The 11,597-nt window shown below is 72.2% G+C and carries 9 protein-coding genes and 1 pseudogene; 5 read left to right on the plus strand and 5 right to left on the minus strand.

What is annotated here, in order from left to right; translation table 11 throughout:
* Nucleotides 1–57: 57 nt before the first annotated feature.
* On the minus strand, nucleotides 58–2,802 hold the full coding sequence (locus AB0P06_RS19390) for a LuxR family transcriptional regulator (RefSeq protein WP_363608833.1): 2,745 nt from the start codon (nucleotides 2,800–2,802) through the stop codon (nucleotides 58–60).
* Between the two features lie 103 nt (nucleotides 2,803–2,905).
* Nucleotides 2,906–3,976, minus strand: a pseudogene (locus AB0P06_RS19395) (2-isopropylmalate synthase); the annotation flags it as partial.
* A gap of 312 nt (nucleotides 3,977–4,288) precedes the next feature.
* Between AB0P06_RS19395 and AB0P06_RS19400 the strand changes: the two are divergent.
* The 4 genes from AB0P06_RS19400 (at nucleotide 4,289) to AB0P06_RS19415 (ending at nucleotide 7,601) form a co-directional block, all read left to right on the plus strand.
* Nucleotides 4,289–5,179: a UbiA family prenyltransferase gene (locus tag AB0P06_RS19400; protein ID WP_363608835.1), complete on the plus strand. Its 891-nt coding sequence runs from the start codon at nucleotides 4,289–4,291 to the stop codon at nucleotides 5,177–5,179.
* Between the two features lie 147 nt (nucleotides 5,180–5,326).
* The gene (locus AB0P06_RS19405; protein ID WP_363608837.1) at nucleotides 5,327–6,421 is read left to right on the plus strand and encodes a sensor histidine kinase; all 1,095 of its coding nucleotides are present in this window, start codon (nucleotides 5,327–5,329) and stop codon (nucleotides 6,419–6,421) included.
* A complete protein-coding gene (locus AB0P06_RS19410) occupies nucleotides 6,393–7,094 on the plus strand; it encodes a response regulator transcription factor (RefSeq protein ID WP_363608839.1) in 702 nt (233 codons plus the stop codon). The genes AB0P06_RS19405 and AB0P06_RS19410 overlap by 29 nt, the downstream gene beginning before the upstream one ends.
* Before the next feature lie 144 nt (nucleotides 7,095–7,238).
* Nucleotides 7,239–7,601, plus strand: coding sequence for a zinc ribbon domain-containing protein YjdM (locus tag AB0P06_RS19415; RefSeq protein WP_363608841.1), 363 nt, complete (start codon nucleotides 7,239–7,241; stop codon nucleotides 7,599–7,601).
* 342 nt (nucleotides 7,602–7,943) lie between these two features.
* On the opposite strand, the gene AB0P06_RS19420 is transcribed toward AB0P06_RS19415, so the two are convergent.
* From AB0P06_RS19420 to AB0P06_RS19430, 3 genes are all read right to left on the minus strand, one after another.
* On the minus strand, nucleotides 7,944–8,651 hold the full coding sequence (locus AB0P06_RS19420; RefSeq protein WP_363608843.1) for a YukJ family protein: 708 nt from the start codon (nucleotides 8,649–8,651) through the stop codon (nucleotides 7,944–7,946).
* A 214-nt stretch (nucleotides 8,652–8,865) separates the two neighbouring features.
* Nucleotides 8,866–9,558 (minus strand): TetR family transcriptional regulator, encoded by a 693-nt coding sequence (locus AB0P06_RS19425; RefSeq protein WP_363608853.1) that lies wholly within the window; start codon nucleotides 9,556–9,558, stop codon nucleotides 8,866–8,868.
* A gap of 132 nt (nucleotides 9,559–9,690) precedes the next feature.
* Nucleotides 9,691–10,842: an acyl-CoA dehydrogenase family protein gene (locus AB0P06_RS19430; RefSeq protein ID WP_363608845.1), complete on the minus strand. Its 1,152-nt coding sequence runs from the start codon at nucleotides 10,840–10,842 to the stop codon at nucleotides 9,691–9,693.
* A 234-nt stretch (nucleotides 10,843–11,076) separates the two neighbouring features.
* On the opposite strand from AB0P06_RS19430, the gene AB0P06_RS19435 reads away from it, so the two are divergent.
* On the plus strand, nucleotides 11,077–11,511 hold the full coding sequence (locus tag AB0P06_RS19435; protein WP_363608847.1) for a hypothetical protein: 435 nt from the start codon (nucleotides 11,077–11,079) through the stop codon (nucleotides 11,509–11,511).
* Nucleotides 11,512–11,597: the final 86 nt, after the last annotated feature.

Genomic DNA, 11,597 nt, shown 5'->3' on the forward strand with positions numbered 1-11,597 from the left:
TCCGCCGGAACACCCCGGTCCGGCCCTTGGGTCCCGCTGTCCGACCCTGCCGGGAGGTCAGCCGGCCCGGGTCAGCGAGCCCATCGCCGTGGGCAGGTCGCCCCGCGAGCTGACCCGCAACTTCCGGTAGGCGCGGGTCAGATGCTGTTCCACGGTGCTCACCGTGACGTACAGCCGCTTGGCGATCTCCCGGTTGGTGTGGCCGTGGGCGGCCAGCTCGGCGACCCGGCGCTCGGCGTCGCTGAGCACCGCGTCGGCCACGGCCGGGGCGCTCTCCCGGACCGGCCGGTCGCCACCGCTCCAGCCGAACTCCACGCCCAGCAGCCGGGTGAGCGGCCGGGCCTGGCACTCCTCGGCCAGCATCCAGGCGCGGCGGGCGGTGAGCCTGGCCCGGCGCAGCTCACCCAGGTCGTGGTAGGCCCTGGCCAGGTCGGCGAGCGCCCGGGCGAGCTCGTACCGGTCGCCGGCTTCTTGCAGGATGTCCGCGGCCTTGCGCAACAGGGCCGGGCGCTGGCGCAGTTCACAGGTGGCGGCAAACTGACGCATCGTCACACCACGGGCCCGCGGCTCGGACTGGCCGAACATCGTGAGCTGCTCCTCCAGCAGGCGGCGGGCCTCCTCGCGGTCGCCCAGCTGCAGCATCGCCTCGGCGGCCTCACCGCGCCAGGCGACCAGGCCGGGCACGTCCAGTCCCCACTGGCCCATCAGGTCGCCGCAGGCGAGGAAGTCCCCGAGCGCGGCGTTCAGGTCCCCGGTGGACAGCTCGTACCGGCCGCGGGCCTGGAGGTAGTGGAGACCGTAGCGGCTCTGCAGCATCGCCTCCGGGACGGGCAGGTTGAGCTGGTCGGCGGCCTCGTCGTAGCGGCCCATCGCGGTCAGCGCGGTCAGCAGGCTGGCCAGCGAACCGCCGACCGCCACACCCCAGCTGCCGGCCGGGATGATCTCCAGCGCCTGCCGGGCGTGCCGCTCGGCGCCGGGCAGGTCGCCCTGCCGGACGCTGATCTCGGCCCGGATGGTCGCCAGCCGCGCCTGGCGGCCCGGGGACTGGCGGGAGATCGCCTCCGCGATCAGGCCGTCGCACCAGGGCGCGGCCCGGTCGGCGCGGTCGCCGTAGGTCAGCGCGAGCAGCGCCGACTCGACGGTGTCCATGCCCATCTCGTCCAGCCGGGAGGTGCGCAGGATCCGCTCGGCCTCGGCGACCACCTGCTCGGACGGGCCGCTGCTGAGCACCGAGTCCAGCGCGGTGGCCGCCTCCAGCCGCCGGCTGACCGCGGTGAACGGCCTCGGGCGCGGGCCGGGAGCCTCCTCGGCGGACGGCACATAGGCCAGGAACGGCGCGTACCAGCAGCGCAGCCACGACCGGGTGGTCCGCAGCTCGGCCGCGGTCTCCGGGTCGTGCCGCCCGTTCTCCAGGCCGAGTCTGGACAGCACGTCCCTGGCGTCCTCGAAACGGCCGTGCCACAGCAGGGCCTTGGCGAGCACCAGGCCGTCACTGGGGCGCAGGTGGCCGCGGTGCAGGGCGTTGGTGAGCTCGGCGAGGTGCGGGGTCGGGGCGCTCGGGTTGATCCGCCACTCGGCGCGGACCAGGGCGGTCCTGATCCGGGCCAGCCGGGGCTCGTCCTGGCAGACCCGGCAGGCCAGCCGCAGGTACTCGACGGCCTGGCCGACCCGGCCCTCGGCCAGCGCCAGCATGGCGGCCTCCTCCAGCACCGGGACGGTCCAGGGCTCCTCGACCCGCCCCGAGGCCAGCAGATGCTCGGCCGTCGCGGCCGCGGCGCCCCCGTTCGCGTACAGCAGTTCGGCGGCCCCGCGGTGCAGTTCGGACCGGCGCCCGGGGTCCGCGTCGAGCAGGACGGCGGTCCGCGCGACCGGGTGCCGGAAGTCGCCGGAGTGCAGCAGGCCGCACGCCTCCAGCTCGCGCAGACCGCCCGCCACCTCCGCGCCGTCCAGGCCGAGCAGCCGGCCGACCCCGCCCGGGGCGCCGAGCACGGCGAGGCCCTGCGCGAGCGGGAGCAGCCCGGGGGCGCTCCGGTGCAGCAGGCTGCGGACCGCCTGCCCGTAGCCGTCGGCGACGGTCAGCGCGCCGTCGGCGGCGCCGGCCCGCACCGCGGCGAGCTGGCCGTCGAGCAGGGCGGTGAGCAGCAGCGGGTTGCCACCGCTGATCCGGTGGCACTCGGCGGCGAGCCGGTCGGCGGCCTCCCGGCCGAGCCGCTCGGCGACCAGCCGGTCCACGCCGCCGGGGGTGAGCAGCGGCAGGACCAGGCTGTGGCAGCCGGGGCGGCGCAGCAGCTCCAGGTGGAACTCGGCGGTGCGGTGGGCGGCCTGGCCGGAACGGCCGAGGACGATCATGATCCGGGAGCGGCCCAGCCGGCGGGTCAGGTAGGAGAGGCAGGCCAGCGAGTCCGGGTCGGCGTGCTGGACGTCGTCCACCACCAGGGCGAGCGGCCGGCGCTCGGCCAGGTCGAGCAGCAGTGCGCTCAGGTCCCGGGCGGCCGAATGCCGTCCGTCCACATCGGCGGCGAGCAGCTCACGGACGGTGGCCCGCTGCTCGGCCGGCACCGGCGCACCGCGCAGCAGCTGGCCCAGTACGCCGAGCGGGAGGCCGGCCTCGGCGGCCGACCCGACCGCGGTCAGCGGCAGCGCGCCCGCCTCGGCCGCCTGCTCGACGAACTCGTCCAGCAGTGCGCTCGTGCCGGTGGCCGCCGGGCCGCTCACCACGGCGATCCGGCCCCGGCCCCCGACCGCCTCGACCAGCAGGCCGGCCAGGAAGGCCACTTGCTCATCGCGTTCGACCAGCATCATTGCTCAGGCTTCCTCTCGTACGTCTGTGGGGCGGGGTGGCCGGTCAGCGGTGCTCGGCGGCGGCCGGGCCGGGGCCCGCGGTCCGGGCCGGGTCGGGTTCGGCGGCGGCGGCCTCGGCCTCCAGCGCGGCGAACCCCTTCCCGATGGCGTCCTGGTGCGAGCCGGAGAAGGCGGCGTGCACCAGTTCGCCGCCGTAGGGGTGGCGGGGGGAGACCGGCAGCCCGGAGCAGTGCTCGACGGTCCGGCGTATCCGGTCGATGTCGGAGAAGTCGATGCCCGGGTCGATGCCCCGGGTCAGCAGGTTCAGGCCGAGGGTGACCAGGCAGACGTTGCCGGCCCGCTCCCCACCGCCGAACAGGCAGCCCTCGACCCGCTTCGCCCCGCCCAGCAGGGCCAGTTCGGTGGCGGCCACCCCGGTGCCCCGGTCGTTGTGCGGGTGGATCGAGAGGCAGCGGTACTCGGGGCGGGAGAGGTTGCGGTCCAGCCACTCGATCTGGTCGGCGAACACGTGCGGCATCGAACGCTCCACCGTGGCCGGGAAGTTCAGCACAATCTCGCGGCCCGGGCCGGGCTCCCAGAGGTCCATCACCGCCTCGCAGACCTCGACCACGAACTCCGGCTCGGTCTCGTTGAACAGCTCCGGGGAGTACTGGTAACCGACCTCGCAGCCGGCCGGCAGCCGCTCGGTGTACCGCATCATCGACCGGGTGCCGCGGACGGCGAGGTCGACGCACTCCTGCCGGCCGATCCCGAAGACCAGGTCGCGGAAGACCGGCGCGGTGGCGTTGTACACGTGGACGGTGGCGCCGCGGGCGCCGCGCAGGCTCTTGACGGTACGTTCGATCAGTTCGTCGCGGGCCGGCACCAGCACCGAGATGCGGACGTCCTCGGGTATCCGGTCCTGATCGATCAGCAGTCTGACGAAGTCGTACTCGTCCTGGCTCGCGACCGGGAAGCCGACCTCGATCTCCTTGTACCCCAGGTCCACCAGGAGTTCGAACATGGCGAGCTTGAGAGCCGGTGTCATCGGGCGGACCAGGGCCTGGTTCCCGTCCCGCAGGTCCGTGGAGAGCCAGCGCGGCGACGCGGTGAGGGTTCGGTCCGGCCAGGTGCGGTCGGGCAGGGTCATCGGAACGAACGCCTGGTAGCGCCGGGGCAGCCGGTCAGCCTTCACAGTCTGATTCCCTTCACAACTGTTTCCGTTGCGGGCATGCGGGAAGTACCGGGCCGGTTGCGGCCGACCCTGCCATGCTCACGCTAGAGAGCCGCCGGAGCCCCGGACAACGGTGTGGAGAGCGCTGTCGGTCCATCCGCACCGGAGGGATGAGCAGAGGGGTATCGAAGGGAGTACTGGCCGGGCCACCCTCGGGCCACTCCTCCTCGACGCCCGGACCACCTGCGGTGCGGCTGCCCATACTCGGAACGGGAAGACGACTTCCCGTCGCCGACGACGACGGGGCACGACAGGGCCTTTGAGGGGAAACCGGTGGCGACACATATCCGAGAGACCGTCTGGAACTGCCTCCGTGAGGCCCGCCCGGCGGTGCAACTGGCCTTCCTGCTGCGCTACCTGGCCGGCGCCGTGCTCGGCGATCCGAGTGGTTTCCCGCACCTGGGCCGGGTGGCGGTCGGCGCGTCGGGCTGGTGCCTGGCCACCACCGCGGTCTACCTCTTCAACGGCGTGGCCGACCGCCCCGAGGACATCCGCAACGGCTCCACCCGGCCGATCGCCGACGGCCGCCTGCCGGCCCGCACCGCGACGGCCGCGGCCGTCCTGCTCGCAACGGCCGGGCTGGGCTGCTCCTTCACCCTCGGGCCGGGCCCGGGCGTGCTCGCCGCACTGTACCTGCTGCTCGGCTACGCCTACTCGGGCCCGCCGTTCCCGCTGAAGAAGACGTACTACACCTGTACCGCGACCGGCCTGGCCGCCGGACTGGCCACCTATCTGGCCGGCTTCCTGGCCGGCGGGCACGGGCTGGACGACTCGCTGCTGGTGTTCGCCGGGATGATGACGCTGTGGATGGGCGGAGTCGGCGGGGTGGCCAAGGAGTTCTCCGACATCGAGGGCGATCGCAGCGCCGGGCGGCTGACCTGGCCGATCGCCTTCGGGGTGGCCGGCGCGACCCGGCTGCTGCGGCTGCTCGCGGTGGGCGTGGCACTGGCCTTCGGGGCGTTCGCGGGGCTGTACTCCACCGGGCTGCTCTGGTGCGCGGTGACGGTGCTGGCCGGAGCCGTCGGAGTGCTGGCGACCAGTGGGGGGCTGCGCGACCACGGCGGGCGTCCGCAGCGCCGCCGGCCGTACGTGGCCTTCATGTGGACCCAGCACGCTACCCATTTGGTCCTCGGTCTCACCATTCTGGCCAAACCCTTGAGTTAGTTGAAGATTCGAACACGCTCGACCGGCAAGGGCCACTGGCTGAATCCATGTTCATGCCCCCGAATTTCCATGGGGTTCTGGTATCTTGACCCCGCTTGGCCAAGGCGACACGGGGGCCGGCACGTGACCGGTTTGGAGAAGGCAGCCTTGACGACTCGCCAACAGGTGGCGGACCTGATCGAACAGCGCACGCCCGAGATAGTCGAGGCCTACGAGACCGAGCTCCGGGCGGTCGGCAATGCCATCGCGCAGAACCCGGTCTCACTGAACCAGGCCCTGGTCAACGCCCGGCAGATCATCGCCGACGTGGTCAACAGCCTGCGCGCGGGGCAGGTCGAGGTCGACCAGACGTACAAGCTGCTGGCCTGGGACATCGGCGCGACGCGGGCGGCGGACGGGGTGCACCCCCGGGAGTCCGTCCAGGCTTCCTCGGTCTTCTTCCACGCGGCGCTCTCCACGATATTCAGCCATCTGCCGCAGGGGCCGCGGCCGCTGGACACCTTCACCCTGATCACCCTGGCGCTGGAACGCAGCATCACCCTGCGGATCCGCGAGTCGGTGGTCGCGTACACCGGCTTACTCGTCGACAAGATCCACGAGGCGCAGCTCGACGAGCGGCGCCGGATCGCCCGTGAGCTCCACGACCGGATCGGGCACGGGATGAGCGTGACCCACCGCCAGCTGGAGCTCTACACGCTCTACCTGGACAAGCAGCCGGACCGGGCGAGCGTCAAGCTGGCCACCGCCCAGCAGGCCATCCAGGAGTCGATGCACCACCTGCGCGCGGTCACCTCCGACCTGCACACCCACCAGCCGCTGAAGAGCCTGGAAAAGGCCCTGCTCAGCGACCTGGAGTCGGTGGACTCCGACGAGGTGACGGCCCGGCTCAGGGTGAACGGGGACGAGGCCTGGGCCCCGCCGGAGGTGCTCGACGAGGTGTTCCTGATCCTCCGCGAGGGCGTCCGCAACGCCCTGCGCCACGCCAGGGCCACAGTGCTGCTGGTGAACGTCGAGATCACCCCCAACGAGCTCCGGGCCTCGGTGGAGGACGACGGCTGCGGCCTGCCGCAGGAGCGACCGGCCGACGCCGGCGTCGGCCTGTCCTCGATGCGCGAGCGGGCCGAACTGCTCGGCGGCCGGCTGCTGGTCAACGGCCGTCCGAGCAACGGCACCAGGGTGGATCTCTCGGTACCTCTCAAAGGACGGCTCCTCGATGAACCCGCGCGACGCCAGAGCTGCTGACTCCGCGGCCGCCGTCACCCGCGTCGCCCTGGTCGACGACCACGCGCTGGTCCGCGAGGGGGTGCGCGAGATCCTGGAGTCGCAGGACGACATGGTGGTGGTGAGCGAGGCCGCCAACAGCGGCGACGCGATCGCCCAGGTCGCCCGGCACCGACCGGACGTCGTCCTGCTGGACGTCGAACTCCCCGACGGCGAACCGACCGACACGGTGACCAGGATGCGGGCGCTCTCGCCGTCCTCGCAGATCATCATGCTGTCCATGTACGACGGCCCGCAGTTGCTCCGGCGGCTCATCAACGCCGGTATCCGGGGCTACCTGCTGAAGAGCGTGGACGGCCAGGAGCTGCTCGCGGCGGTCCGCAGCGTCCACCGCGGCTCGGACCGGATGGTCCTGGCCGTCTCCCGGGAGAGCCTGGCCCAGATGCAGGGCGTCACGGAGAGTGTGCTGTCCGCCCGGGAGCTGGAGATCCTGGAGCTGGTCGCGCGGGCGCTGAGCAACGGCCAGATCTCCACCCGGCTGGTGATCACCGAAGCCACCGTCAAGCGCCATCTGCGCAACATCTTCGTCAAACTGGGTGCGGTCTCCCGGATCGACGCGGTGAACAAGGCGATCGGCGCCTCGCTGATCGCCCCTCCGCACGACCAGTCCTGCCATCGCCACCGGGCGGGCTGAGCGCGGGCGGCCGGGGCATGGCGGAATTCGAGGCCGAGGGCGGCTTCGACGACCACGAAGCGTTTCCCCCGTACCCGCCGTCATCTGCGATTGCCACCTGCCCACGCGGCGGGGCCCTTGCCGGGGTTCGGATATTCTGGACGAATGAGCGAGAACCCGCCCCCGTGCCCGAAGTGCTCCAGTGAGTACACCTACGAGATGAACGCTCTGCTGGTCTGCCCGGAGTGCGGCAATGAGTGGGTGCCCGCCGGAGGTGGCGACGCGGGTGACGCCACCGGCTCCGGGGATCGGGTGATCAAGGACGCCGTCGGCAATGTGCTGAACGACGGCGACACCGTGACCGTCGTCAAGGCCCTCAAGGTCAAGGGCAGCCCTTCGGGGATCAAAGCCGGCACCAAGGTACGGAATATCCGTCTGGTCGACGGTGTCGACGGCCACGACATCGACTGCAGGATCGAAGGATTCGGGCCCATGCAGCTCAAGTCGAGTGTGGTCAAGAAGGCCTGATCCATTCGGCCGTCATGAAATGCGGGTAAGGAGCCGTCCTGGCCCGCATTTTTGCATTGCGGGCGATCGCCACGGCATTGCGGGCGGGGGACGACCCGAAAACCGCGGTCGCGCGGGTCGGCGGCGGGGGTGTGACGGGCCGGGGGGCCGGTGCGGACCGGGCGGGGGCCCGGGTCGGGGTGCGGTGAAGGGGGGCCGGGCGGGGGCGCCGGCGGCGGGGGGTGGGGTTGCCCCGACGGTTCGGGCGGTTACCGGTTGTGGTCACGGGACGAGACTGCCCCGCCCGTTCCGGGTGAATGCGGGGCTCACCCGGATGAGTGATCGGGGCGGGGCGGTCCCGGTTCAGTGGGTGCGGGTGGGGTGTTTCGGGCCGGTCGGGTGGGGCACGGTCGCCGGGAGGGCGTGGCCGGTGGTGTCGTCGGTGCGCCAGGCCTGGGACTGGAAGGCGAGGAAGACCGCGACCCAGCGGTTCTCGGCGGGCAGGTGGATCAGCAGGCCGCCGTCCTGGTAGACACCGTCGTCGGAGCGGAAGCGGCCGCTGTTGCCCTGGTTCAGGTGGATGTCGTGGACGCCGTTGCCGGGCAGGAAGCCGAACACCTTGTCGGGGACCCCGGGTTCGGGCCCGAAGCGCTGGCCGAACAGGTAGACGGCGGCGGCCGGATCGTGGATCGCGCGCTGCACATGGTGGTCGAGCAGGTCGGCGAGGTCGTTGTCGGCGCCCGGCCGGTCGGGCGGCAGGACGCGCAGGCCGGCCGGGTCGAAGAGCCCGCCGCGGACGAAGTCCAGGGCGGCGGTGCCCGGTTTCGGGGGGAGGCCGGTCCAGCCGCTGCCGGCCGCCGGGAGCAGCGCGGTGACCGGGTGCCGGAAGTCGTCCACGGCGATGTAAAGCAGGTCCGAAGGGGACTGCTGCGACTGGACGTTGACCGCCGCCCGGTAGTGCGTGCCGTGCGCGTCGCGGAGGTGGATCTGGTAGTGCGGGGTGTCGGTGGCGCCCTCGCGGCGCCGGTCGACGGCGGTGGCGGCGAGCACGCCGTAGTTCTTGATGGGCATCGATGAGGTCCTTCGGCCGGTCAGGTGGGCGAGCCCCTCCGTTATCCCGTACCGGCCGCCGCCGGTACGGGCGAATCGACAGATGTTCATCCGGCGTACGCCGCAAGGGATTTCCGGAGCGGTCGGCGAACAGGGCCAGGCCGTCGGGCGGGAGGGCGGGCGGACGAAGGCGCCCGGCCCACCCCGAGGGGCCGGGCGCCGCGCCGCGTACCTGCTACGGCTGGATCCGGTGGGACTCCCCCAGCGCGCCCTCGATGCCCTGCACCATCCGCCAGAGCGGCGCGCGCCGGCTGGCGACCAGCACCACCACGTCGTCCTGCTCCGCGTCGCCGTCGGGCGCGCCCTCGGTGGACCGGTCGCTCCAGGTGCCGGTGACGAAGGCCATCGCCGCGTCCACCTCGGCGATCCAGTCGCTCTCGCCGCCCGAGCGCAGCCAGGTCCGCAGCGCGTGGTTGTGCGCCGAGACCACGGCGGCCGCGATCACGTCGGCCCGCAGCGCGCCGTCCGGGCGCTCGGCGAAGCGGCCGCGCAGGTAGTGCGCGAGCGTGTGCTCGTACCGCCAGACCACCGACAGCTCGTACGCGCGCAGGCCGGGCACCTTGCGGGTGAGCCGGTAGCGCTGGACCGAGAAGGACGGCTGCTCGGCGTACATCCGCAGGACGAGGCGGGCGGCGTCGCAGGCGTGCTTGACCGGGTCCTCCTCGCCGCTGCCGGACTCCAGGAACTCCGTCATCTCGGCGAGGCTGCGCTCGTGGTCGGGGAAGACCACGTCCTCCTTGGCCGGGAAGTAGCGGAAGAAGGAGCGCCGGCCGACCCCGGCGAGCGAGACGATGTCGTCGATGGTGGTCTGCTCGAAGCCGCGTTCCAGGAAGAGCTCGAAGGCTGCGGCAACGAGCGCCTCGCGCATCGCCGGCTTCGACGGCCCGTCGTTCATGGGCTGGTCCTGTTCTTCCTTCTCGCTCATTCCCGGGAACATAGCATCGGCTTTTCCGCCCGGTCGGACCGCGGCACCCGGTGGCCGGGCGGCACCGCCCCAGGGCTACGGGAGGTTGCGGGCCATGACGATCCGCTGGATCTGGTTGGTGCCCTCGTAGATCTGCGTGATCTTCGCGTCCCGCATCATCCGCTCCACCGGGTAGTCCCGCGTGTACCCGTACCCGCCCAGCAGCTGCACCGCGTCCGTGGTGATCTCCATCGCCGCGTCCGACGCGAAGCACTTCGCCGCCGCCCCGAAGAACGTCAGATCGCCGTCCCCGCGCTGCGACCGCGCCGCCGCCGCGTAGGTCAGCTGCCGCGCCGCCTCCAGCTTCATCGCCATGTCCGCCAGCATGAACTGCACGCCCTGGAAGTCACCGATCGGCTTCCCGAACTGCCGGCGCTCCGCCACGTACCCCTTCGCGTAGTCCAGCGCCCCCTGCGCGATCCCCAGCGCCTGCGCCGCGATCGTCACCCGGGTGTGGTCCAGCGTCCGCATCGCCGTCGCGAACCCCGTCCCCTCCGCACCGATCATCCGATCCGCCGGGATCCGCACATTGTCGAAGTACACCTCACGCGTCGGGGACCCCTTGATCCCCAGCTTCCGCTCCGGCGCACCGAACGACACCCCCTCGTCGCCCTTCTCCACCACGAACGCCGAGATCCCCTTCGACCGCAGCTCCGGGTCGGTCACCGCCATCACCGTGTAGAACTCCGACACGCCCGCGTTGGTGATCCACCGCTTCACCCCGTTCAGCACCCAGGAGTCCCCGTCCCGCACCGCCCGCGTGCGCATCCCCGCCGCGTCCGAGCCCGCCTCCGGCTCCGACAGGCAGTACGAGAACATCCCCTCCCCCCGCGCCAGCGCCCCCAGGTACTTCGTCTTCAGCTCCTCCGAGCCCGACAGCTGCACCGGCATCGAACCCAGCTTGTTCACCGCCGGGATCAGCGACGACGAGGCGCACACCCGCGCCACCTCCTCGATCACGATCACCGTCGCCAGCGCGTCCGCCCCCGCGCCCCCGTACTCCTCCGGCACGTGCACCGCGTGCAGATCGTTCGCCCGCAGCGCCTCCAGTGCCTCCTGCGGGAACCGCCCCTGCTCGTCCACCTCCGCCGCGAACGGCGCGATCTTCGCCTCGGCCAGCGAACGCACCGCCTCACGGAGCATCCCGTGCTCCTCGGAGATCCGGAAGAGGTCGAAGTCCTGGGTCATGATCGGCACTCCTGTTTCACGACGGCACTCAGTACCCTTCATTATGCATGTGTGCAGCAAAAAGGGAACTCAGTGCCTTCACAGGGCGGCACTGAGTTCCCTATTCTTTTTCTGCGGTACGCGGGCCGTACAGCGGGTGTACAGCGCCGCCGTCGTGCGGACTCCGGAGCCGGGCCGCCCCCGGCCGCACCGCGCCGCAGCGGAAAGCCCAGTCCGAGCGCAGGGAGAGACAGCGTGGTCCACTCAGCCATCGACACCGACACCGGGAGCACCCCGCTGTACTTCCAGCGCTGCACGTGGTGCCGCAACCCCACCTTCCAGCGGCTGCTCTGCCCGACCTGCGGCTCCACCGACCTGAGGCTGGAGCGGAGCGAGGGCACCGGGGTGGTGCGCAGCTGCGCGGTCGAGCAGGCGCGGACGCCGCTGGCCCGGCAGAAGTCGCTGATCAGGATGAACGAGGGCTTCGACGTCTGGTACATCGTCGGCGGGCTGCGCAGCACCGTTCCGGTGGGCACCCGGGTCCGGCTGACGCCCTCGGCCGGCTCCGACCACCCCGAACTGACCCTGCTGCCGCAGGAGGAGGCCGTACCGGCACAGCCCGCCGAGCCGCGCCCGCTGCCACCGAACCAGGGCGGTTTCACCCAGCATCTGGCGGCGTACGCGGAGTAGAGCCGCCCCGGCCTGTACGGCGGAGGGGGGGGGGCCCGGGTACCCGGGGCCCCCCCCCCCCCCCGACGGGCCGGGGGGGGGCGGCC

It is taken from the genome of Kitasatospora sp. NPDC088351, assembly GCF_040685575.1.
GTDB lineage: Bacteria > Actinomycetota > Actinomycetes > Streptomycetales > Streptomycetaceae > Kitasatospora.